Genomic DNA, 22497 nt, shown 5'->3' with positions numbered 1-22497 from the left:
GGCGACACGCCGGACTCCGATCGTCCCAAAAGGACCACCGCCCGTGTTCCACTGTGACACGAGTGGTTGACGGTGCGTGAGTTCCAGATGCGCCGAATGCGTCTGATTGGTCTAATTCGGTCGGAGGTGATGTCCAGTGTTGACAAGACTCTCCGCCGTCGTCGCGGTGTTGATGACGGCCGTCCTCACGGGGACGGCCGCCGCCGTGCCGCCTCCGCCGCCGAACCCCAGCGACGCGGAGATCTCGGCGTCGCGGGCGGAAGCGGACGCGAAGGCAGCGCGTGTGGGCGAGCTGACCGGGCGGCTCACGCAGGCCGAGTCACGCCTGCAGGAACTGCTCGACGACGTCTCGTACAAGCGCGAGCTCGCGAACAAGGCCCGCGTCGACCTGGAGACGGCGATCTCCGAGGCCGAGGCAGCCCGCCGTGACGCCACCAACGCGAGGGTCGAGGCCGACGCGGCCTCCGCCGCCGTGGAGAAGAGCCGCCTGGAGCTCGACGAGTTCGCGGCGGCCTCCTACGCGCAGGGCACCACGGTCGGGTCGTTCTCGGCGTACATCGGCGCCAAGTCGCCCGAGGACCTGCTGGCCCGCGCCCAGATGCTGGAGGCGGTGTCGGCGTCCAGCCTGAACCGCCTCGACCAGGTCACCCGCGACCAGGGCACCGCGGCCAACCTCGACTCCGCCGCCCGCGCCGCGCTCAAGAACGCCGAGACCAAGCAGGCGGCGGCCGACGAGGCGAAGAAGGTCGCCGAGCAGGCCCAGCAGGTCGCCGTCGAGGCGCACTCCTCGCAGGCCGCGGCCACCGCCGAGCTGCAGTCCAACAAGGACGCCGTCGAACGTGAGCTCGCCTCCGCACGCGGCGCGGCCAACGGACTCGAAGCGCAACGCCAGCAGTACGACCAGTGGACCGAGGCGAAGCGGCGCGAGGACGAGGAGAACGCCCGTCGCGCCGCGGCTGCCGCGGCCCAGGTCGCGCAGGCCGCGCCGAGGCCCCAAGCGCCCCGCCCGGTCGCGTCGGCACCCGCACCGTCCGGCAACCGCGTGCAGACGGTGATCAACCGGGCGTTGGCGCAGCGCGGTGTCATCTACGCGTGGGGTGGTGGCAACCACTACGGCCCGACGTACGGCGTGCGCGACGGCGGCGTCGCCGACGCGCACGGCGACTGGCGCAAGATCGGCTTCGACTGCTCCGGCCTGATGATGTACTCCTTCGCCGCCGTCGGCGTGTACCTGCCGCACTACAGCGGCTACCAGTACAACTCCGGCCGCAAGGTGCCGTTGGCGCAGATGGCCCCCGGCGACATGATCTTCTGGGGACCGGGCGGCGGCACGCACGTGGCGTTGTACCTGGGCGGCGGGATGATGGTGGAGGCACCGCATTCCGGGGCCGTGGTGCGGATCTCGCCCGTGCGGTACGGCGGCATCATGCCGTATGTCACTCGCATGCTGTGACCTCGTCGTAGGTGATGTCGCTCTGTGGCAGCGACTAGGTTGGTCACGTGAAGGTGGTGATTTTCGGCGCGTCCGGAATGGTCGGACAGGGCGCGTTGCGCGAATGTCTGCTCGACCCCGCGGTGGACTCCGTCGTGACGGTGGGACGTTCGCCGTCGACCGCGAGCGATCCCAAGCTGCGGCACGTCGTGCACGCCGACTTCGGTGACCTGTCGCCGATCGCTTCGGAACTGGCCGGCGCCGACGCGTGCTTCTACTGCATGGGCGTCACGTCCGCGGGCCTGACCGAGGCCGAGTACACGCCCGTGACGCACGACTACGCCGTCGAGGCCGCACGGGTCGTTGGTGGCACCTATGTGTACGTGTCCGGTGAGGGTGCGGGCGCGGACAGCAAGACGATGTGGGCGCGGGTGAAGGGGCGCACGGAGAACGAACTGCTGGCGCTGGACCGGCCGGTGTTCGTGGTGCGGCCCGGTTTCATCCAGCCACGCCACGGGATCACGTCGCGCACCCGGATCTACCGGTACGTCTACGCGTGGTCGTCGTGGCTGTTCCCGGTGCTGCGGAAGGTGGCGCCGAAGTACGTCACGACCACCGACCTCCTGGGGCGCGCGATGGTGGCGCTGGCCAAGGGAGCGCCGGCGTCGCGGGTGCTGCGCAGTGACGAGATCAACAGGGTGGCGGGCTGACGCTCGAAGAGGCGATCCAGGAGTACGGGTACGAGGTCCCGCACGTCGTCGAGTCCGGGTGCGGCGGCGAGGAGTTCGCCGCCGCACCCAGGTCGTCGTGCCTGGCGTGCGGGCTGCGCGGCGTGCACGAGGACTGGAAGGTCGACTACACGCCCGGCAGGCACCTCGTCACGCGGGCTTGAACGCGTCCTCCGTCTTCACGACACCCGCGCTGCGGCCCGGCGCGGTGTGGTTCTCCCAGTAGAGGTTCGTGTGCGCGATGACCTTGTCCGGGGTGGGCGCGCCCCACTCCGACTGGTCCTCGGTCGTGTGCGCGTCGCTGACCAGGAGGGCGTCGTAGCCGCGCACGAGGGCGCCGTGCAGGGTCGAGCGGATGCACTCGTCGGTCTGCGCGCCGGACACCACGAGGCTGCCGATCGCCTTGCCCGCCAGCACTTCCTCGAGGTCGGTCGCCTCGAACGAGTCGGCGTAGGTCTTGTGCACCACGGCCTCGCCGTCGGCGACCTTCAGCTCGGGCACGAACTGCCAGCCGTCGGACTCCTTGGGCATGAACTCCGCGTTGCTGTGCTGCACCCACACGACGTCGACGCCGGCCGCGCGCGCCTTGTCGACCAGGGTGGCCACGTTGGCGACGACCTCGTCGCGGTTGTGGGCGTGGTTCACCACGCCGTTCTGCACGTCGATCACGAGCAACGCGGTGTTGGGGCGGTTCGCCAGAGTCGTCACGCGGCACAGCTTAGGCCGCTTCCGGTGGGGTGCAAGGGTGTTCCGTCGACAGTGGACGGGCGCACGCGTGCGGCTCAGCGCGAACGCAGCCGGCGCAGCATCCGGGCGTCCTCGAACCCGACGTCGCGCGCCGCCGTCTCCACCGTGGCGCCCTGGCCGATGAGGTGTTCTGCCCGTTCGACGCGCAACGCCTGCTGGTACCTCAACGGCGTCATGCCCGTCGCACGGCCGAACAACCGCGTCACGGTCCGTTCGCTGCAGCCGGCGTGGACGGCCAGTTCCGCGAGCGAGAGACGGTCCGCGAGCCGTGACTCGATCACGTCCTGGATGCGGTGCACGGTCTCGTTGATGTGCGACCGATGCCGCATCAACACGCTGGCTTGCTGGTCGTCGCCGTTCCTGCGCGCGTAGATGACCATCGTGCGTGCGATAGCGGCGGCGACAACGGGCCCGTGACGTACGGCGACCAGATGCAACGCGAGGTCGATACCGCTCGCGATGCCCGCAGAAGTCACAACCCTGTTGTCCTCCACGAACAACACGTCACGCACGACATGTGCGGCCGGGTAGCGCCGTGCGAGCTCCTCCTGCAGTTCGTGGTGCGTGGTGCAACGCCGTCCGTCGAGCAAACCGGCGCGCCCCAACGCATCCGCGCCCGCACACACACTCGCCACCGTGCCGCCGTCGTCATGATGCGTGCGCAACCAGGCCAACGCGCGTTCGCTCAAATGCCCGGTCCCCACGATCTTCGGCGACCGCCACCCCGGCACGAACACGAGGTCACCGGCCTCCAGCGAGGGCAACTCACGCGACGCACCGAGCGGCACGCCCTGATGACTCAGCACGGTCTCCGTGTCGCCCACGTAGGACAACGCGTAGCCGCCCACGAGGTCGGCAGCGCTGGAGAACACCTGCGCCGGCCCCGCGAGGTCGAGCAGGTGCACTCCAGGAACGAGCAGGAAGACGACTCTGGTCACGATCCGGTCAGCGTAGCGACATCCGAGATCCGCGCGAACCGGCCCGCGAGCACGTACTCGGTGCGCTCGATGATCTCCTCGACCCCGAGCACCTTCCCGGTCCGCCAGTGCGGCAACGGCATGGTCGCGGTCGCGTCCGTCACGAACGTCATGTCGAACCCGAGGTCCGACCCCACCCGCGTGGTCGTCTCGCAGCACTGCTCGGTCCGGATGCCGCTGACCAGCAACTCCCGCACACCCCGCTGCGTCAGCGTCTGCTGCAGGTTCGTCGTGGTGAACGCGTTGTGCGCGGTCTTGGTCAGCACGGGCTCGTCGTCGAGCGGCTTCAGCCCGTCGATCAGCCGCACGTGCCCCAGCGCGGGGTCGAACACGTCGCCGGAACCGGGCTCGGAGTGCAGCACCCACACGACGAGGTCGCCGGCGTCGCGGCTCATGTCGACCAGCTGGTTCACCTTTCCGACGACATCGGGGTTGGACACCTCGGCCCAGTTGGCGCGCTGGCGGAACGACTCCTGCACGTCGACGACGATCAATGCTCGCTTCATGTCCCAAGCCTCGCGGATTTCGAAGCGGCGAGACAGGCACTACCCGGCCGAGGAGCGGACGGATCCGGTCACCGTGCCAAGATCAGAGCGGACGGCGGCCCGCGAACCCGAGATCCGCGCGGTGGTACCAGGCCAGCTCCCGGTCGCCCTCCAGCCAGCACAGCAGCACCGGAACCCCCTCCCTCTCGCTGGGGAAGTCCACGAGCAACGGCGCGAAGCCCTTCAGCTCCGCCCCCGTCCGCTGCACCGACTCCATCAGCTCGTCCAGCCGGGCCTGCGCGGCCTTGAACTCCGGCAGCCCGCCCAGCGCCGACCCGCCCACGGCCAGTTCGGCGGCGTCGGCGCGCAGGCGCACGATCTCGTCCAGCACCGGCAGCAGCTTCGCCAGTTCGGTCCGGGCTTCGTCCAGCGTGAACAGTCCCACGGCGGCAAGGCTGGCACAGTGGGCGCAATGACGTGGCGACTGGGTGACCTCAGCGTGAACCGGATCGGTTTCGGCGCGATGCGCCTGCCGCAGCGGGGGACGGCGTTCGACCCTCGTGCGGAGCCGCGGGATCGCGGACAGGCGATCGAGGTGCTGCGCACGGCCGTCGAGCTGGGCGTCAACCACGTGGACACGGCCGCCTTCTACTTCTCCGCCACGCGGTCGGCCAACGAGCTGATCAACAGCGCGCTCGCGCCGTACCCGGACGACCTGGTGATCGTCACCAAGATCGGGCCCGGCCGCACGCCGCAGGGGGAGTGGCTGCCGCTCGCGACGCCGCGGCAGCTGCGGGGGCAGGTCGAGGAGAACCTGCGGCAGCTCGGGCGCGAGCACCTCGACGTGGTGAACCTGCGGATCAGCGGGCTCGACGACGTCACGGCGCACTTCGAGGAGCTGGCGCGGCTGCAGCAGGCCGGGCTGGTCCGGCACCTCGGGCTGTCCAACGTGAAGCCGCACCACCTCGACCAGGCGCAACGGGTCGCCGAGGTCGTGTGCGTGCAGAACTCCTACGGGCTCGGCCACCACCCCGAGCAGGACGACTTCCTCGGCGTCTGCGGAGAGCGGGGGATCGCGTTCGTGCCGTTCTTCGCGCTCGCCGGCGCGAACCAGGAGGCCGGGACGTCCGCCGAGGACGACGTCGTCACCGAGATCGCGCGGGCCCACGACGCCTCGCCCGCGCAGGTCCGGCTGGCGTGGACGCTCGCGCGCGGACCGCACGTGCTCGTCATCCCCGGCACGGGCGATCCGGCACACCTGCGGCAGAACGTCGAGGCGGGCGAGCTGGTCCTCACCGCGGACGAGCTCACCCGCCTCGACGCCGCGCACCTCAGCGACGGCTGATCCGGCCGAACAACCAGGTGGCCCAGCCGAACGCCACCACCAGCAGGCCACCCGACCAGGCCAGCGCGAGCCAGCCCGAGGTGACCGGCTGACCGTTCAGCAGGGCCCGCACGGTCTCGATGACGGGGGTGATCGGCTGGTGCTCGCTGACCGCGCGCAGCCACGGCGGCATCGTCGCCACCGGTACGAACGCGCTGCTCAAGTACGGGATGAACAGCATGAAGAACCCGAGCAGGCTGGCCGACTCGACGGTCCGCGCGATCACGCCGAACGCCGCCGCGAGCCACGACAGGGCCAGCACGTAGAGCAGCAGCAGGCCCATCGCCAGGACCCACTCGCCGACCGTGGCGGCCGGCCGGAAGCCCATCAGCACGGCCACGAGCACGACCGCGGACGTCGCCAGGGCGTTGCGCGCGACCGAGGCGACGACGTGGCCGGTCAGCACGGAGAACCCGCTGATCGGCATCGAGCGGAACCGGTCGACTACGCCCTTCTGCACGTCGTCGGTCACGGACATCGCGGTGGACGTGGCGCCGTAACCCGTGCAGAGCACGAGGATGCCGGGCACCACATAGTCCACATAGGACTGCACAGAGGTGCTGATCGCACCGCCGAACACGTACACGAACAACGCCATCATCAGCACCGGCAACACGATCGCCATGATCACGAGGTCGAAGTTGCGGCGGCTCAGCCGGATGCTGCGGCCGATCATCGTCACCGAGGCGGTCATGCGGTCACCCCCGCCATCGCCGTCGCGTCCGCGAGCACCAGCGAGGTGAAGACGTCGTCCAGGGTCGGGCGGTGCGCGGACACCCGCAGCACGCCGGCCCGTGCCGCCAGCAGGTCGTCCAGCACGCGGTGCAGGTGGACCGCGCTGCCGTCGGACGGCACGCTCAGCGTCGGTCCGTCCACCGCCCCGCCGACCACGTCCCGTGCGCGCAGGGCGTCCTCGGCACTGGAGAACACGAGGTCGAGCCGGGTGCCGCCGACCGAGTTCTTCAACGCGTCCGCGGTGCCGTCCGCGACGACACCGCCGTTGTGCAGCACCACGATCCGGTCGGCGAGGCGGTCGGCCTCCTCCAGGTACTGGGTGGTGAGGAAGATCGTCACGCCGTCGCGCACCAGGTCGCCGATCGCGTCCCACATCGTCGTGCGGCTGACCGGGTCGAGGCCGGTGGTCGGCTCGTCCAGGAACAGCAGCCGCGGCCGGGCCACCAGGCTCATCGCGAGGTCCAGGCGCCGGCGCATGCCGCCCGAGTAGGTGCGCACCCGCCGGTCCGCCGCGTCGGTCAGGCCGAACCGCTCCAGCAGTTCGACGGCCCGCGCGCGAGCCGCCGGCCTGGCGAAACGGCGCAGCCGGGCGATCATGACCAGGTTCTCGCGCCCGGTCTGCTCCTCGTCCACCGCCGCGTACTGCCCGGTCAGGCTGATCACGCCGCGCACGTCAGCGCCCTCGCGCACCACGTCGAACCCGCACACCCGCGCCGTGCCGCCATCAGGCCTGGTCAGCGTGCTCAGGACTCGGATCGTGGTGGTCTTCCCGGCGCCGTTCGGGCCGAGCAGCGCGAGCACCGCCCCCTCCGCGACCGTCAGGTCCAGGCCGTTCAGCACCGTGGTGGACCCGTACCTCTTCGTCAGACCCTCTGTCTCGACGATCATGGAACCCCCTTTTATGCGTATCTCATACGCAAAACCTGGATTAGCGTATGGCATACGCATCTGTTTGACTAGAGGGCATGAAAAGGGGGCGCAAGCCGACCATCGACGCCGCCGACATCACGCGCGCCGCCATCGCGATCGCGGACGCCGAGGGCCTTGCCGCCGTGTCCATGGCCCGCGTCGCGCAGGAGATGGGCAACGCCACGATGGCGCTCTACCGCCACGTGAAGAGCAAGGACGAGCTGCTCCAGTTGATGGCCGACGCCGCGTTCGAAGACCCGCCTCCGCTGCCCGACGGCGAGTGGCGCGCCCGGTTCGAGGTCTGGGCGAAGTCGCTGCTCGCGGGCATCCGCAAACGACCGTGGTTCCTGCAGATCCCCCTGAACGGCCCGCCGAGCGGCCCCAAGAGCCTGCTCTGGTTCGACAGCGCGCTGGGGGCGCTCGACGACACCCCGCTGGAGCCGGGCGAGAAGGTCGGCGTCGTGATGAGCCTGATGACGTTCGTGCACGGCGAGGCATGGCTCAACGTCGCGCTGACGCAGGGCTTCGAGAAGGACCCGGCCCAGTTCAGCCGTGAGTACGGGCAGCGGCTGCGCGAGGTCGTCGATCCGCGCAGGATGCCCGCGCTCGCCAAGATCGTCGCGTCCGGTGTCTTCGACGTGGACGACCTGCTCGACGCCGACGACATGGCCGCCGAGTTCGACTTCGGCCTGCACCTGTTCCTGGAAGGCGTCGCGGCGCACATCGGAGGCCGGCGGTGACGTACGCGGTGATCGTCCTCACCGGCGGCAAGGGTGAACGGCTCGGTGGCGTCGACAAGGCCGCGCTGTCCTATCGGGACGCGACGCTGCTCGACCACGTCCTGTCCGTTGTGGACGATGCCAGCCAGAAGGTCGTTGTGGGGCCGGAGAAGGACCTGCCGGGGGTCGTCTGGGCGCGCGAGGACCCACCCGGCGGAGGTCCGCTCGCCGGTCTGGCCGCGGGACTGGAGAAGATCACCGAGGACTGGGTCGTCGTGCTCGCCGTCGATCAGCCCGGTCTCACGAGGGCCACCATCGCGAGGCTCAGGGAACCCGGCCGCAACGCCGTGCTCAAGGACGACCGCGTGCAGTGGCTGATCGGCTGCTGGAACGCGGCTGAGCTGCGCGAAGCCCTCCCCGAAGACCCGCGGGACCTGCCGCTGCGCAGGACCCTCCTGCAGCTCGAACCCGTCGAAGTGTCCGCTTTGCCCGGTGAGGCGCGAGACGTCGACACACCCGCCGACCTGGACACCCTTCACAGCGGTTGAACAGGCGGGGAGTAAGACTGTCAACGATCGGTAAACCCTGTTCCGCATGGAGGCCCGCACGTGACCGAGCCCGCCGCCGAGGCAACGCCGAACGCATCGGCGCCCGTCACCCCGGCTCGTGACGCCCAGCTGCTCGAACGCACCGTGTTCGAGGTGAAGCGGGTCATCGTCGGCCAGGACCGGCTCGTCGAGCGGATGCTCGTGGGTCTGCTGGCCAAGGGCCACCTGCTGCTCGAAGGTGTGCCGGGCGTCGCGAAGACGCTCGCCGTCGAGACATTCGCCCGCGTCGTGGGAGGCTCGTTCTCCCGCGTGCAGTTCACGCCCGACCTGGTGCCCGCCGACATCCTCGGCACCCGCATCTACCGCCAGTCCACCGAGACGTTCGACGTCGAGCTCGGTCCCGTCGTCGCGAACTTCGTGCTCGCCGACGAGATCAACCGCGCGCCCGCCAAGGTGCAGTCCGCGATGCTCGAGGTCATGGCCGAGCGGCACGTGTCCATCGGTGGCCGCACGTTCCCGATGCCGAACCCGTTCCTCGTGCTGGCGACCCAGAACCCGATCGAGAACGAGGGCGTGTACCCGCTGCCGGAAGCGCAGCGCGACCGGTTCCTGTTCAAGATCCAGGTCGAGTACCCGACCGCCGAGGAAGAGCGCGAGATCGTCTACCGCATGGGCGTCGAGGCGCCCACGCCGAGCCAGGTCCTCTCGCCGGAGGAACTGGTGCGCCTGCAGGGCGTCGCGTCGCGCGTCTTCGTCCACCACGCGCTCGTCGACTACGTGGTGCGCCTGGTGATCGCGACCCGCGCGCCCGGCGAGCACGGCCTCACCGACGTCGCCGGCTGGGTCGCCTACGGTGCCTCGCCGCGTGCGTCGCTCGGCATCATCGCCGCCGCGCGTGGGCTCGCTTTGGTCCGTGGTCGTGACTACGTGCTGCCGCAGGACGTCGTGGACGTCGTCCCGGACGTGCTGCGCCACCGCCTGGTGCTCTCGTACGACGCTCTCGCCGACGGCGTGCCGATCGACCACATCATCACCCGAGTGCTCCAGATCGTGCCGCTGCCGCAGGTGTCGGCCCGTCCGCAGCAGCCGGTTCCGGCTGGTAGGCCGTGAGCAGGGACAAGGAGGAAGAGCGCCCGTCCTGGGCGCCGCCCGTCCTGCGCGGTGTCCGGATGGAAGCGGCGCTGCGCATGCTGGAGCTCGACGTCCGGCGCCGTCTCGACGGACTGCTGCAGGGCAACCACCTCGGCCTCGTGCCGGGGCCGGGCACCGAACCGGGCGAGGCGCGCACCTACCAGCCCGGCGACGACGTGCGCCGGATGGACTGGGCGGTCACGGCCCGCACGACGATCCCGCACATCCGCGAGACGGTCGCCGACCGCGAGCTGGAGACGTGGATGGCGATCGACCTGTCGCCGTCGCTCGACTTCGGCACCGCCGCCTGCGAGAAGCGCGACCTGGCCATCGCCGCGACGGCCGCGGTCGCGCACCTGACGCGCGGCGGCGGCAACCGGATCGGCGCCGCGGTCTCGACGGGAGCGGAGAGCGTCCGCATCCCGGCGCGCGGAGGCCTGGCGCACGCGCGCGGCATGATCCGCAAGATCGCCGAGATCGACCGGGCGCCCGAGGGCACCCGAGGCGACCTGGCCGAGCTGCTCGAACAACTGCGCAGGCCGCCGCGCCGCCGTGGCCTGATCGTGGTGATCTCCGACTTCCTCGGCGGCATGGAGTGGCAACGGCCGCTGCGCGCCCTGTCCGCGCGCCACGACATCGTGGCCATCGAGATCGTCGACCCGCGTGACGTCGACCTGCCCGACGTCGGCACCGTCGTGCTGTCCGACCCGGAGACCGGGCGGCAGCGCGAGGTGACCGCGTCCGCGTTGCTGCGCAAGGAGTTCAACGCCGCGGCCGCGGAACACCGGGGCGAGGTGGCCGCCGGGCTGCGCCGCGCGGGCGCCGGGCACCTGGTGCTGCGGACCGACTCGGACTGGATCGCGGACACGGTTCGTTTCGTGGTGGCGCGCAAGCGCCGCTGGTCTGGGGGTGTCGCATGAGCTTCTCGAACTTCGTCGCCCCGTGGTGGTTCCTGCTGCTGCTCGCCGTGGCGCTGCTCACCGCCGGATACGTGGTGGCGCAACGGATCCGCCGCAAGCGGGTGCTGCGGTTCACGAACCTGGAACTGCTGGAGAAGGTCGCGCCCAAGCGGGAACGCTGGTCGCGGCACGTCCCGGCGGCGTTCCTGCTGGCCGCGCTCGCGTTGCTGACGGTCGCGCTCGCCGGCCCGACGTCCGAGCAACGGGTCCCGCGCAACCGGGCGACCGTGATGCTCGTGGTCGACGTGTCGCTGTCGATGAAGGCCACCGACGTGAAGCCGTCGAGGCTGGAGGCCGCGCAGGTGGCCGCCAAGTCGTTCGCCGAGGGCCTCACGCCGGGCATCAACCTCGGCCTGATCTCGTTCGCCGGCTCCGCGACCGTGCTGGTCGCGCCGACGACGGACCGCGCCGCCGTCACGCAGTCGATCGACGGGCTCAAGCTCGCCCAGTCGACCGCGACCGGTGACGCGTTGGCGGCCGCGATCGCCTCGATCGACTCGTTCGGCAAGGTCGTCGGTGGCGCGGAAGGGCCGCCGCCCGCCCGCATCGTGCTGATGACGGACGGCAAGGAGACGGTCGGCACCCGCAAGGCGTTCGACGTCGCCGAGGAGTCGAAGAAAGCCGGGATCCCGATCTCCACGATCTCGTTCGGCACCGAGGACGGCGTGGTCGACATCGAGGGCCGGCAGCAGTCCGTGCCGGTCGACGACGACGCGATGAAGGAGATCGCCAAGATCTCCGGCGGCGAGTTCTTCAAGGCCGCCTCCGCCGAGGAGCTGCGCCGGGTCTACGACACGCTCGGCGAGCAGATCGGCTACGAGAAGAAGCAGGCGGACGCGTCGAAGCCTTGGCTGTTGCTCGGCACGATGACGGCGATGTTCGCGGCCGCCGCCGCTTTGCTGCTGGGTCAACGCCTTCCGTAGGTGAGCAGCACGACTCCGTTGCCGAACGCCCTGGTGCCCTTGAGCGCCAGGGCGTTCGGCTTGCGGAAGAACGGCGTGCCCCGTCCGATCGCGACAGGGTTGAGGTAGAGCCGGATCTCGTCGACCAGGTCGTGCTCGAGGAACGTCTGCAGCAGCTCGTTCCCGCCGACCATGGCGTCGCCCGCCAGCGCGCGGATCTCGTCCGGATCGACCTCGGTGCGGGTCTCGGTGTTCCAGTCGGTGAACTGCTTCGTGCGCGAGTAGACGATCTTGCGCGTGTTCCGCCAGATCGGGGCGAAGTCCCGCATCGCCTGCGGCCAGTCGGGGTGGTCCTCGGCGCGCGGCCATGCTTCGAGCATCAGCTCGTGGTTGCGGCGGCCGTTGACGAACGTGTCGAACTTCGCTAGCTCCGCGTTGATGTGGGAGTGCAGCTCGTCGCTCATGTGGTGCCAGTCGATGTCGTGATCGGGGCCCTCGAAGAACCCGTCCAGCGAGACCGACGCCATGGTGCTGATCATCCGTGCAACCTCCGGTACTCCGCTGCCGCCCCTGGATGCAAAGGCACTTTGCCCGTGTCGATGAGACTGCGCACGTCGAGGTACTGGGTGCCGAGCGCCTGCTCCGGCACCAGCTCGGCGGCCCTGCCCACGAGCAGCCGCACGACGGCGCCGGCGAACGCGGCGCTCAGGTCAGGGCGGCACACCAGCAGGTTCGGCGTGCCGATCGTGGGGACGTCGGCGGGGGAGCCGTAGACGCCCGTGCGCACGTCCACGCGTTCGTAGACCTTGCCGTAGTCCTGGCGCAGTCTCGGCAGGAAACCGTCGAGCGCGAGCAGCCTGATGCCGCTGGCCTTGTCGAGCTCTGGAGTGGGGACGCCGCCGGACCACAGCAGGGCGGCGATCTCGCCGGACTTCAGGGCGTCGATGGCGTTGCGCAGCGGGTAGTGCTCCTCCTGCACGCCCAGCGCGAGCCTGGAGCCTTGCAGGGCGGCGCCGGAGCCGTCCGCGCCGAGCGACACGGGTTTGCCGACGAGGTCGGCCGCTGTGGTGTACGGCGAGTCCTTCAGGACCACGAGCTGCAGGTAGTTCTCGTAGACGCGGCCGAGCGCGACGAGGCCGGGTTCCATGTGGGCGCTGTCGCTCAGGGACAGGCCTATGTCGGCGTTGCCCTCGCGGAGGTGCTGGAGGTTGTCGGCGCTGCCGCCGGTCTGGATCGGGGTGATGGTCAGCGGGCTGGGGGCGAGGCGGGAGATCAGGGCGGCGAAGTCGTTGTAGAAGCCGCCGGGTTCACCGCCGGCGATCCTGATCGTGCCGTCGGGTTCGCCCGTCCCGCAGGCGGTGAGGGCGAGTGCTCCGAGGAGGAACGTCCGGCGCTTCACAGCAGCGGCTCCTTCGGCAGTTCGACCGTCGCGACGAGGCCGTTGTCCGTGTGCAGGCCGAGCTTTCCGTCGTGCGCGGTGACGATGCGTTCCGCGATCGCGAGGCCCAGGCCCGTGCCGCGCCGGGAGTCGTCGCCGCGCCAGAACCGTTCGGTGGCGTGCTTGATGTCCTTTTTGGACAGGCCCGGGCCGTTGTCCCGCACGGTCAGCGTGGCGCGGTCGCAGATCACGGTGACCTCGGTGGCGCCGTACTTGATGGCGTTGTCCAGCAGCACGTCCAGCACCTGCGCGAGGTCCGACACCGCGCACCGCACGAGGCCGGGTGCGCGGTCGTCGATGGTGATCGTGACGCCCTCGGCCTGTGCTGCCGCGCGCCACGCGTCGACCCGGTCGTGCGCCACGACCTGCAGGTCGGCGAGCTCGGGTTCGACGCCGCCCGCGGCACGTTCGGTGGCGGTGCTCTCGGCGGAGGCCAGCGCCAGCAGGCCGTCCAGCAACGACTCCAGGCGTTCGACCTCGGTGAGCAGCGAGCCGTTCGACGGCAGCATGTCGACCCGGAGCCGGAGCGCCGCCATGGGGTTGCGCAGCTGGTGCGAGGCGTCGGCGATCAGGCGTCGTTGCTGGTCGGCGGCCTCGGCGACGGCGTCGGACATGCGGTTGAACGACTCCGACAACGCCCTGAGCTCGGCCGGGCCGGCGGTGTCGGCGACGTGTGTGCGCCGTTGTCCCTCCGCGACCGCCCGGACACCGCGGTCGAGTTCCTTGAGCGGCCTGAGCAGCCAGCGGGACACGACCAGAGCCAGCAGCACGCACGCGCACGCCGCCAGCAACGCCCCCGCCAGCACCAGCGCCCACCGCCGGGCGACGTCCAGGGCAGCTACCCGCGTCGATGCCCGCAGCACTACGGCGCCCGCGACCTTCGTACCGATGCCGACGGGCCGCGAGAACAGGACGTCACCACCGCTCCACGGCATCACGGTCGGCACGGGCCTCGCGGGCTGGTTGCGCAACGCGGCGTCGATCTGCGCCGACACGTCCTCCGCCGTCATGCCCGACTCGACGACCGGCGTGCCGGACGCGTCGACGACCACGATCTCCTCGCCGTAGACCTCGGCGTAGCGCTCGGCCTCGGACACCACGACGTCGACGGGCAGCGTGGCGAAGCGGTCCAGGTCGGCGGTGCGGCTGATCACGAACTGCTGGGTGCGTTCCGAGGCCGTGCTCATCAGCAACGGGAAGGCGAACGCCGTCACGGCCGAGAGCGAGAACAGCAGCAGCACCAACAGAAGCCGTTGCCGCATCTACTCACCGAGCCGGTAGCCGAAACCGCGGATCGTGTGCAGCAGCCCCGGCCGGTCGAGCTTGGCGCGCAACTGCGTGAGGTGCACGTCGAGCGTCCGCGACACCGCCACGAACGCGTTGCCCCACACCTCGTCCATCAGCTGCTGCCGGCTCACCGCCGTGCCGGGCCGGCGCGCCAGCACCGCCAGGACGTCGAACTCCTTGGTGGTCAACGAGATCTCGCGCCCGCCGACCACGACCTGACGGCTCTGCAGGTCGATCTCCACGTCGGACACCCGCACGAGCTCGTCCGGTTCCTGCGACCGCGCCGCACTGCGCCGCGCCACCGCGTCGATCCGGGCGAGGAGTTCGGCCAGCCGCACCGGCTTGACGAGGTAGTCGTCGGCGCCGAGCCGGAGTCCGCGCACCACCGTGCGCTCGTCGCCGCGCGCGGTCAGCACGAGCACCGGCACCGGGTCGATCTTGCGGAGCTTGCGCAGCACCTCCAGGCCGTCCTGGTCGGGCAGCCCGAGGTCGAGCAGCACCACGTCGGCGTCCCGGTGGGCGATCAGCGCGTCGGCGCCCCTGCGCACGCGGGATGGCCGGTGCCCGTTCGCCCGCAGTGCCTCCACCAGGGCGTTCGCGACACCGTCGTCGTCTTCGACCAACAGCACCCGCATGGGAGCAGTATCGGTCATAACGACTGTTGCCCGCGCGTACCGACGCGCTTAAGTGACTGTAAAGAAGCGTTCACCCAGGTTGTGAGGGGTGAGGCGGCGTCGCGATGGTGTCCGGCATGACAGTCGTTCAGGAGAAGGGCAGCGAGCGCCGAGTGGTGGCGAACGTGCTGCGCGGGTCGGTCGGGAACTTGATCGAGTGGTACGACTGGTACGCGTACACGGCGTTCAGCATCTACTTCGCGGCCGCGTTCTTCCCCAAGGGCGACCAGACCGCGCAGCTGCTCAACACCGCCGCCGTGTTCGCGGTCGGCTTCCTCATGCGCCCGCTCGGTGGCTGGCTGCTCGGCCGTTACGCCGACCGCCGCGGACGCCGTGCCGCGCTCACGTTGTCCGTCACGCTGATGGCGTTCGGGTCGTTGATCATCGCGCTGACCCCGTCGTACGCGTCCATCGGTGTGGCGGCGCCGGTGCTGCTGGTGCTCGCCCGGTTGTTGCAGGGCCTGTCGGTCGGCGGGGAGTACGCGACCTCGGCGACCTATTTGTCCGAAGTGGCCTCTCCGGCGCGCCGCGGTTTCTACTCGAGCTTCCAGTACGTGACGCTGACGGCCGGTCAGCTGGTGGCGCTCGGTGTGCAGATCGTGTTGCAGCAGTTCCTGTCCAGGACCGAGATGATGGAGTGGGGCTGGCGGATCGCGTTTGTCATCGGCGCGACCGGGGCGGTCGTCGTGATGTGGTTGCGGCGCGGCATGGACGAGTCGGCCAACTTCGAGAAGCAGAAGGAGAACCCGGAGAAGGGCACCTTCCGGGCGTTGCTCCAGCACCCCAAGGAATGCCTGCTCGTCGTCGGCCTGACGCTGGGCGGCACGGTCGCGTTCTACACGTTCACGACCAGCAAGATCGACGCCGCGACGGTCAGCTGGATCAACTTCGCCGCGCTGCTGATGTTCGTGGTGCTGCAACCGCTTGCGGGCGCGCTGTCGGACCGGATCGGGCGCCGTCCGCTGCTGCTCGGGTTCGGTGTGCTCGGCACGCTCGCGACCGTGCCGCTGCTGTCGACGCTCGCGAAGACCTCCGAGGCGTTCCCGGCGTTCCTGCTGATGCTGGGCGGCCTGGTGATCGTCACCGGTTACACGTCGATCAACGCGATCGTGAAAGCAGAGCTGTTCCCGACGAACATCCGCGCGCTGGGCGTGGGCCTGCCGTACGCGCTGACCGTGGCGATCTTCGGCGGCACGGCCGAGTACGTGGCGCTGTGGTTCAAGCAGGCCGGCATGGAGTCGGTGTTCTTCTACTACGTGGCCGGGTGCGTGCTGATCTCGTTGCTGGTCTACGGGTTCATGCGCGAGACGTCGAAGGACTCAGTCCTCGACCGCGATTAGGGCCGCGAGCGCGCTGGCCAGGTGCACCGGTTCGCGTTCGGTGGTGTGGCGGATCTGCGTGCGGCAGCTGAAGCCGTCCGCGATCACCAGCGCGTCCTCGTTGTCCCGCAACGCTGGCAGGAGGTCCTGCTCGGCGCACGCGATCGAGACGTCGTAGTGGCCTCGTTCGAAGCCGAAGTTGCCGGCGAGGCCGCAGCACCCCTCGACGACCTTCGGCCGCAGTCCCGCCTTGGCCATCGCCTCGCGGTCCGGGGCGAAACCCAGTTCGGCGTACTGGTGGCAGTGGGTCTGCACGACGGCCTCGCGCGCGCCGTCGAGCGCGGGCAGCTTCGGGGCGACGTGCTCGGCGAACGTCCGGGTGGCCTTGGCAAGCGCTTGCACCGCCGGTTCGTCCGACAGTTTCGGGGCCTCCACGCGGAGGAACGCGGTGCAGCTCGGCTCCAGGCCGATCACCGGCACGCCCTGGCTCGTCCACGGCAGCAACGCCCGCGCGGTGCGTTCGACCACCCGTCGGGCCTTGGCGAGCTGGCCGGTCGAGTGCCACGTCAGTCCACAGCAGACGTTCGCGGACGGCACCTCCACCCGGTTGCCCAGGTGTGCCAGCACGTTCGCCGCGTCGAGGCCGATGCCCGGTTCGAAGAAGTTCGTGAACGTGTCGGGGAACAGCAGCACCGGATCGCCCGTGCCGAGCGGGTGGAGCTGGCGGACCAGGGGAGTGGTCTGGCGCGGCAGCTCGCGTTCCGGCGTGATGCCCGCGAACCGGCCGAGTTTCGCGGTGAACCTGTTGACCAGACCGTACTTCAGCCACGTCGGCAGCCAGCCCATGGCGTAGTGCGCGCGCGGCCTGATCCGGCCTTTGTAGTGCTCGTGCAGGAACTCGGCCTTGTAGCTCGCCATGTCGACGTCGACCGGGCAGTCGCGTTTGCACCCCTTGCACCCCAGGCAGAGGTCGAGGGCCTCCGCCACCTCCGGCGACTTCCAGCCGCCCTTGATGACATCACCGTTGAGCATCTCGAACAGCAGGTGCGCACGGCCTCGCGTGGAGTGCTTCTCCTCTTTGGTGACGCGGTAGCTCGGGCACATCACGCCGCCCTTGGTGTTCAGGCACTTGCCGACACCGACGCACCTGCGCGTGTCGCTCGCGAACTCCGCCCTGGTCGGGATCTTCGGTGGCGCGACGAGGATCCGCAGGTCGTCGTCGAGCTTCAGCGGCTCCACGATCCGGCCCGGGTTGAGCAGGTTCCCCGGATCGAAGGCGCGCTTGAACTCACCGAACGCCCTGATCGCCGCGGGCGGGTACATCCGGCTGAGCAGCTCGGACCGCGCCTGGCCGTCGCCGTGCTCGCCCGACAGGCTGCCGCCGTGGCCGACGACCAGGTCCGCGGCGTCCTGCAGGAACTCGCGGTAACCGTGGGCCAGGTCGAAGTCGATGCGGACGTGCAGGCAGCCCTCCCCGTAGTGGCCGTAGGTGATGCCGCGCCGGCCGTACCTGGTCAGCAGCTGGTCGAACTCGCGCAGGTAGGTGCCGAGGTGCTCCGGCGGGACGGCCGCGTCCTCCCAGCCGGACCAGGCCTCGCTGCCGTCGGCCATGCGGGTGGCGAGGCCAGCGCCGTCCTCGCGGATCCGCCACAGCGCCCGCTGGTGCGCCGCGTCGTGGATGATCATCGAGTTCTTGCTGATCTTCGCGATGCGTTCGGGGTGGTCCTCCACCTCGACGAACAACCAGCTGCGGCCTTCCGGCAGGTCGGGGCGGGTCCGGACGCTGTGCACCAGGGCCTCGTTCAGGCCCTCGATCGCGAGCGCGTCCTCGATGCCGGTGACGCTGTCGGCGGCGTCGTAGGTGTCCGCGAAGCCGAGCACGACCAGGATGCGGCGTTCCGGCCTGCGCACCAGCTTCAGCTCGGCGCCCAGCAGGACCACGCACGTGCCCTCAGTGCCGACGAGTTGCTGCGTCAGCGTCGGGGCGTCCAGCGCGTACCCGCTCACCCGGCGGCTGAGCTGCGGGAACCACGCCGGGTCGTGGCCGGGGAGCGCGAGCTCGGGCGGGTTCGTGGTGTCGAACGTGCGGCCATCGGCGGTGAGGACGCTCAGGTTCGTGACGTTCTCACTGGTCTTGCCCCACTTCACCGAGTGCGCGCCGCACGCGTTGTTGCCGATCATCCCGCCGATCGTGCAGCGCGAGTGCGTGGACGGATCAGGGCCGAACAGGTATTCGCCGGCGCTCGCGTTGATCCTGTCGAGCACCGCGCCGGGTTGGGCGAACGCCCGGTCGCCGGAAATCTCGAACGCGTTCAGGTACCGGCTGAAGTCGATCACGAGCCCGGTGCCGCACGCGTTGCCCGCGATGGACGTTCCCGCGCCGCGGCTGGTGATCGGCACCCGGTGCTCGGCCGCGATCCCGACCGCCGCCACCACGGCGTCCGTCGTGCGTGGACGGACGACCACCTGCGGCACGTGCCGGTAGTTCGACGCGTCCGCCGAGTACAGGGCCCGGCTCGCCGGGTCGTCCAGGACGTCACCGTCCACGTCGCGTCGGAGCTGATCGAGAAAGGCCCGCATCACCCGATCATGCCCGGATGGATGTGACATGGCTCCGCCGATGCCGGACTACCTGCCGGTAGCCGATAGCCTCACCCGGTCAACCAGCAGCGATTCTCAGGAGAGCTAGTGAGTCGGTCCGTTCTGGTCACCGGAGGCAACCGCGGCATCGGCCTCGCGATCGCGCAGGCGTTCGCGGCGCAGGGCGACAAGGTCGCGGTGACGCACCGCGGGTCCGGCGCTCCCGAAGGTCTGCTCGGCGTGAAGTGCGACGTGACGAACTCGGAAGAGATCGACGCCGCGTTCACCGAGGTCGAGGCGGCGCACGGTCCCGTCGAGGTGCTCGTGTGCAACGCGGGCATCACGCAGGACACGCTGCTGCTGCGCATGAGCGAGGAGCAGTTCACGTCGGTCGTCGACGCGAACCTCACCGGCGCGTTCCGCTTCGCCCAGCGCGCCTCCCGCGGCATGCTGCGCAAGAAGTTCGGCCGCATCGTCTTCATCTCGTCGGTCGTCGGCCTGACCGGTGGCGCCGGCCAGGTGAACTACGCGGCGTCCAAGGCGGGCATGGTCGGCATGGCGCGGTCGATCGCGCTGGAGCTCGGCTCGCGCAACATCACCGCGAACGTCGTCTCGCCCGGCTTCATCACCACGGACATGACGAACGAGCTGCCCGAGGCCGTGCGCGAAGCCGCCCTGAAGCAGATCCCGGCCGGCCGGTACGGCGCGGCCGACGAGATCGCGCGCGCCGTCACGTTCCTCGCGGCCAACGAGTCCGGCTACGTCAACGGTGCCGTGCTGCCGGTCGACGGCGGCCTCGGCATGGGCCACTGAGCTTTCCCCCACCACTGTTCTTCGTACTGCGAAAGGGTTGGACCAAGTGACCGGACTGCTCGAGGGCAAGCGACTGCTGATCACCGGTGTCATCACCGACGCGTCGATCGCCTTCCACGTCGCACGCGTCGCCCAGGAACAGGGTGCCGAGGTCGTGCTGACCGGGTTCGGCCGGATGAGCCTCGTGACGCGCATCGCCCAGCGCCTGCCGAAGCCCGCGCCCGTCGTCGAGCTCGACGTGCAGAACCAGGAACACCTCGACACCCTCGCCGACCGCGTGCGTGAGCACGTCGACGGCCTCGACGGCGTCGTGCACGCCATCGGCTTCGCCCCGCAGAGCTGCCTCGGCGCCCCGTTCATGGACGCGCCGTGGGAGGACGTCTCCGTGGCGATGCACGTCTCCGCGTACTCGTACAAGGCGCTTGTGCAGGCCACCCGCCCGTTGCTGACGCACGGCTCGTCGGTCGTCGGCCTCGACTTCGACGCCCGCCAGGCGTGGCCCGCCTACAACTGGATGGGCGCGGCGAAGGCGGCGTTCGAGTCGATCAACCGCTACATGGCGCGCGACCTCGGCCCGGACGGCATCCGCGTGAACCTGATCTCCGCCGGCCCGGTCCGCACCATGGCCGCGAAGTCCATCCCCGGCTTCGGCGAGCTGGAGAAGATGTGGGGCGAGAAGGCTCCGCTCTCGTGGGACGTCGACGACCCCACGCCGGTCGCGAAGTCCGTCTGCGGCCTGCTGTCCGACTGGTTCCCGGCCACCACGGGCTCGATGGTGTTCGTCGACGGCGGCGTGCACTTCCTGGGTCTCTGACGTCACATCCGTTCGTCATGTGAGGAGATCGGACGTCTGATTGGATGGAGCGGTGAGTTTCGACGCGCTGCTCTGGCTGTCCTTCGGCGGCCCAGAAGGTCCTGAGGACGTCCGACCCTTCCTGGAGAACGTGGTGCGCGGGCGTGGCGTGCCGCCGGAGCGGCTGGACGAGGTCGAAGCCCACTACCAGCACTTCGGCGGCGTGTCGCCGATCAACCGCCTGAACCTGGAAGCCATCGAGGCCGTGCGCGCCCGTGGCTTCGAGCTGCCGATCTACTTCGGCAACCGCAACTGGCACCCGATGGCCGAGGACGTCGTCGCGCAGATGAAGGCCGACGGCGTTTCGAGGGCCTTGGTGTTCCCGACGAGCGCGTACGGCGGCTACTCCGCGTGCCGGCAGTACGACGAGGACATCGTGCGCGCCCTGCGGGCCGTGCCAGACGGTCCTGAGTTGGTGAAGCTGCGCCAGTTCTTCGACCACCCGCTGTTCATCTCCGCTTTCGCCGACGGTGTGCGTGCCGCGGCGGCTTCGTTGAACGGTGCCTATCGGCTCGTGTTCACCGCGCACTCGGTGCCGGTGTCCGCCGACAAGTCCGCCGGACCGCCTTCCGAGGGTGGCTACCGCTACTCGCGCCAGGTCGTCGAGGCCTCGCGCCTGGTCGCAGCCGAGCTCGGGGTGACCGAGTACGACGTGGTGTGGCAGTCGCGTTCCGGGCCGCCGCAGATCCCGTGGCTCGAACCGGACATCGTCGACCACGTCGATGCCTTGCACGCCAAGGGTGTCACCGGCGTTGTGGTGTGCCCGATCGGGTTCGTGTCCGACCACCTCGAGGTGGTGTGGGATCTCGACACCGAGGCCCGGGACCGCGCGCTGGTGCTCGGCATGGAGTTCGCCCGTGCCGCCACGCCCAACTCCGATCCGCGCTTCGCCGAGCTCGTCACCGAGTTGGTCGCCGAGCACACTTCCGGGGCTCCGGTGCGGAAGTTGTCGTCGTTCGTGGCGGCGGGGTGCACGGTGAACGGGGCGCCTTGTGCGCCGTTGTGCTGCGAGCCGGCGAAGAGGCCTGTTCGCGCCTGACCGAAGCACGCCGGTGGGCCAGGCCCACCGGCGTGACGCGTCAGTGCCTGCCGGCGCCGCTGTCCGCGAGAACGCGCACGGCCTCGTCCACCGCGGCGCAGCGTGCCCGGCGCACGGCCAGGGAGACCGGGCGCAGTGCCTCGGTGCGGGCGGCCATCGCCGAGGCCGAGAGAGCGCCGCCGGGGGAGTCGGAGCTGGCCACGGACACGATCGCGGCCACCTCCGCTGCCCGTTGCAGCACGCGCAGCGAGCGGGGCGGCATGGCGTCCGGCCAGGGGAGGGTGGAGTTCTCGGCCGCGAGGTCGGCGATCTCCTTGCGGACGTTCGGGCGGTGTTTGGCCACGTCGAGGGTGGCCAGGGCCGCCGTCGCCTCGCGCAGGGCCGCGCCGAGGCCGTGTTCCGCCTCGCCGATCGGGATGTGCTCGAGGCCGTTGGACGACGGCAGGTCGAACACCGTCCAGCGCATCACGCCGTCGGCCACGACCTTCGGCACCAGCCCGATGTGCACGGACGGGACGACGAGCGCCTCGCCTGAGCGCAGCGCGCACGTCGCGAGCGTGCCCTTGCCTCCCAGGCCCCGTACGTCGCCCGGTACTGGTAGCACCAGCCGGGCTGAGGTCGCGCCGGCGCGCCGCAGGGCGGCCAGCAGCAGGGCGGGGCCCACGGGGGCCTCGTCGGGACCGGGGAGGTCGAGCGCCGTGGCGGTGCCATCGTCGTCGGCCACCACCTCGTGCTGCTCGGCCCACATGTGCAGGGCGTCGAGGACGTCGTCGGCGGCGGCTAGACCGTGCAGCCAGCCCGACGTCCACACGACCAGCGTGGCACTCGCACAGGACAC

24 protein-coding genes are annotated in these 22497 nt (G+C 70.2%); 12 read left to right on the top strand and 12 right to left on the bottom strand.

Translation table 11 applies throughout. The annotated features are described in order from the left end of the window. The first annotated feature begins 136 nt into the window (after nucleotides 1–136). Nucleotides 137–1453 carry an NlpC/P60 family protein gene (locus IEY88_RS22295; RefSeq protein WP_229693640.1) on the top strand — a complete coding sequence of 439 codons (1317 nt, stop codon included), beginning with the start codon at nucleotides 137–139 and terminating at the stop codon, nucleotides 1451–1453. A gap of 47 nt (nucleotides 1454–1500) precedes the next feature. Then, a complete protein-coding gene (locus IEY88_RS22290) occupies nucleotides 1501–2142 on the top strand; it encodes a Rossmann-fold NAD(P)-binding domain-containing protein (protein ID WP_189156754.1) in 642 nt (213 codons plus the stop codon). Between the two features lie 168 nt (nucleotides 2143–2310). On the opposite strand, the gene IEY88_RS22285 is transcribed toward IEY88_RS22290, so the two are convergent. The 4 genes from IEY88_RS22285 to IEY88_RS22270 all read right to left on the bottom strand — a co-directional run bounded on the left by IEY88_RS22285 (nucleotide 2311) and on the right by IEY88_RS22270 (nucleotide 4814). Next, nucleotides 2311–2868 (bottom strand): isochorismatase family protein, encoded by a 558-nt coding sequence (locus IEY88_RS22285; RefSeq protein ID WP_189156753.1) that lies wholly within the window; start codon nucleotides 2866–2868, stop codon nucleotides 2311–2313. Between the two features lie 74 nt (nucleotides 2869–2942). Beyond that, nucleotides 2943–3845 carry a GlxA family transcriptional regulator gene (locus tag IEY88_RS22280; RefSeq protein ID WP_189156752.1) on the bottom strand — a complete coding sequence of 301 codons (903 nt, stop codon included), beginning with the start codon at nucleotides 3843–3845 and terminating at the stop codon, nucleotides 2943–2945. Beyond that, complete coding sequence (locus IEY88_RS22275) at nucleotides 3842–4390, bottom strand: cysteine hydrolase family protein (protein WP_189156751.1); 549 nt, start codon at nucleotides 4388–4390, stop codon at nucleotides 3842–3844. The genes IEY88_RS22280 and IEY88_RS22275 overlap by 4 nt, the downstream gene beginning before the upstream one ends. A gap of 82 nt (nucleotides 4391–4472) precedes the next feature. Continuing rightward, nucleotides 4473–4814 carry a DUF2203 domain-containing protein gene (locus IEY88_RS22270; protein ID WP_189156750.1) on the bottom strand — a complete coding sequence of 114 codons (342 nt, stop codon included), beginning with the start codon at nucleotides 4812–4814 and terminating at the stop codon, nucleotides 4473–4475. A gap of 27 nt (nucleotides 4815–4841) precedes the next feature. Between IEY88_RS22270 and IEY88_RS22265 the strand changes: the two genes are divergently transcribed. Then, entirely contained in the window at nucleotides 4842–5714 is an 873-nt protein-coding gene (locus IEY88_RS22265) for an oxidoreductase (RefSeq protein WP_189156749.1), read from the top strand. On the opposite strand, the gene IEY88_RS22260 is transcribed toward IEY88_RS22265, so the two are convergent. Both IEY88_RS22260 and IEY88_RS22255 read right to left on the bottom strand, forming a co-directional pair. Beyond that, nucleotides 5701–6447 carry an ABC transporter permease gene (locus tag IEY88_RS22260; RefSeq protein WP_189156748.1) on the bottom strand — a complete coding sequence of 249 codons (747 nt, stop codon included), beginning with the start codon at nucleotides 6445–6447 and terminating at the stop codon, nucleotides 5701–5703. The genes IEY88_RS22265 and IEY88_RS22260 overlap by 14 nt on opposite strands. Further along, complete coding sequence (locus tag IEY88_RS22255; RefSeq protein WP_189156747.1) at nucleotides 6444–7376, bottom strand: ATP-binding cassette domain-containing protein; 933 nt, start codon at nucleotides 7374–7376, stop codon at nucleotides 6444–6446. Before IEY88_RS22255 ends, IEY88_RS22260 begins: the two co-directional genes overlap by 4 nt. A gap of 77 nt (nucleotides 7377–7453) precedes the next feature. Here IEY88_RS22255 and IEY88_RS22250 point away from each other — a divergent pair, with 77 nt between their 5' ends. The 5 genes from IEY88_RS22250 to IEY88_RS22230 are packed head-to-tail and all read left to right on the top strand — an operon-like array spanning nucleotide 7454 to nucleotide 11677. Next, complete coding sequence (locus IEY88_RS22250) at nucleotides 7454–8137, top strand: TetR/AcrR family transcriptional regulator (protein WP_189156746.1); 684 nt, start codon at nucleotides 7454–7456, stop codon at nucleotides 8135–8137. Further along, nucleotides 8134–8664 carry a molybdenum cofactor guanylyltransferase gene (mobA, locus tag IEY88_RS22245; protein WP_189156745.1) on the top strand — a complete coding sequence of 177 codons (531 nt, stop codon included), beginning with the start codon at nucleotides 8134–8136 and terminating at the stop codon, nucleotides 8662–8664. Before IEY88_RS22250 ends, mobA begins: the two co-directional genes overlap by 4 nt. Nucleotides 8665–8724: 60 nt before the next feature. Further along, nucleotides 8725–9774: an AAA family ATPase gene (locus tag IEY88_RS22240; protein ID WP_030481847.1), complete on the top strand. Its 1050-nt coding sequence runs from the start codon at nucleotides 8725–8727 to the stop codon at nucleotides 9772–9774. Nucleotides 9775–9833: 59 nt separating this feature from the next. Further along, nucleotides 9834–10715 (top strand): DUF58 domain-containing protein, encoded by an 882-nt coding sequence (locus IEY88_RS22235; RefSeq protein ID WP_189157191.1) that lies wholly within the window; start codon nucleotides 9834–9836, stop codon nucleotides 10713–10715. Continuing rightward, nucleotides 10712–11677 (top strand): VWA domain-containing protein, encoded by a 966-nt coding sequence (locus IEY88_RS22230; RefSeq protein WP_189156744.1) that lies wholly within the window; start codon nucleotides 10712–10714, stop codon nucleotides 11675–11677. The genes IEY88_RS22235 and IEY88_RS22230 overlap by 4 nt, the downstream gene beginning before the upstream one ends. Here IEY88_RS22230 and IEY88_RS22225 read toward each other — a convergent pair. From IEY88_RS22225 to IEY88_RS22210, 4 genes are read right to left on the bottom strand one after another with little or no spacing between them, the layout of a single operon-like run. Then, nucleotides 11662–12195 carry a dihydrofolate reductase family protein gene (locus IEY88_RS22225; RefSeq protein WP_189156743.1) on the bottom strand — a complete coding sequence of 178 codons (534 nt, stop codon included), beginning with the start codon at nucleotides 12193–12195 and terminating at the stop codon, nucleotides 11662–11664. The two genes, IEY88_RS22230 and IEY88_RS22225, sit on opposite strands and share 16 nt — an antisense overlap. Beyond that, nucleotides 12192–13055 (bottom strand): TAXI family TRAP transporter solute-binding subunit, encoded by an 864-nt coding sequence (locus IEY88_RS22220; RefSeq protein ID WP_189156742.1) that lies wholly within the window; start codon nucleotides 13053–13055, stop codon nucleotides 12192–12194. Before IEY88_RS22220 ends, IEY88_RS22225 begins: the two co-directional genes overlap by 4 nt. Continuing rightward, a complete protein-coding gene (locus IEY88_RS22215; protein ID WP_189156741.1) occupies nucleotides 13052–14356 on the bottom strand; it encodes a sensor histidine kinase in 1305 nt (434 codons plus the stop codon). Before IEY88_RS22215 ends, IEY88_RS22220 begins: the two co-directional genes overlap by 4 nt. Continuing rightward, nucleotides 14357–15016, bottom strand: a complete 660-nt coding sequence (locus IEY88_RS22210; protein WP_189156740.1) for a response regulator transcription factor — start codon at nucleotides 15014–15016, stop codon at nucleotides 14357–14359. Nucleotides 15017–15132: 116 nt separating this feature from the next. Here IEY88_RS22210 and IEY88_RS22205 point away from each other — a divergent pair, with 116 nt between their 5' ends. Further along, nucleotides 15133–16395: an MFS transporter gene (locus IEY88_RS22205; protein ID WP_229693639.1), complete on the top strand. Its 1263-nt coding sequence runs from the start codon at nucleotides 15133–15135 to the stop codon at nucleotides 16393–16395. Here the strand turns inward: IEY88_RS22205 and IEY88_RS22200 are convergent. After that, complete coding sequence (locus tag IEY88_RS22200) at nucleotides 16375–18954, bottom strand: FAD-binding and (Fe-S)-binding domain-containing protein (protein WP_189156738.1); 2580 nt, start codon at nucleotides 18952–18954, stop codon at nucleotides 16375–16377. The genes IEY88_RS22205 and IEY88_RS22200 overlap by 21 nt on opposite strands. 108 nt (nucleotides 18955–19062) lie before the next feature. Here IEY88_RS22200 and fabG point away from each other — a divergent pair, with 108 nt between their 5' ends. From fabG to IEY88_RS22185, 3 genes are read left to right on the top strand one after another with little or no spacing between them, the layout of a single operon-like run. After that, nucleotides 19063–19767, top strand: coding sequence for a beta-ketoacyl-ACP reductase (fabG, locus tag IEY88_RS22195; RefSeq protein WP_189156737.1), 705 nt, complete (start codon nucleotides 19063–19065; stop codon nucleotides 19765–19767). Nucleotides 19768–19813: 46 nt separating this feature from the next. Next, complete coding sequence (fabI, locus tag IEY88_RS22190) at nucleotides 19814–20581, top strand: enoyl-ACP reductase FabI (protein WP_189156736.1); 768 nt, start codon at nucleotides 19814–19816, stop codon at nucleotides 20579–20581. Nucleotides 20582–20633: 52 nt separating this feature from the next. Then, on the top strand, nucleotides 20634–21659 hold the full coding sequence (locus IEY88_RS22185; RefSeq protein WP_189156735.1) for a ferrochelatase: 1026 nt from the start codon (nucleotides 20634–20636) through the stop codon (nucleotides 21657–21659). 40 nt (nucleotides 21660–21699) lie between these two features. Here IEY88_RS22185 and IEY88_RS22180 read toward each other — a convergent pair whose 3' ends face one another. Then, complete coding sequence (locus tag IEY88_RS22180; protein ID WP_189156734.1) at nucleotides 21700–22497, bottom strand: Rv1486c family protein; 798 nt, start codon at nucleotides 22495–22497, stop codon at nucleotides 21700–21702.

Source organism: Lentzea pudingi, assembly GCF_014646255.1.
GTDB lineage: Bacteria > Actinomycetota > Actinomycetes > Mycobacteriales > Pseudonocardiaceae > Lentzea > Lentzea pudingi.
Note: the sequence above shows the minus strand (reverse complement) of the source record. Positions and strands in the feature narration are given on the sequence as shown.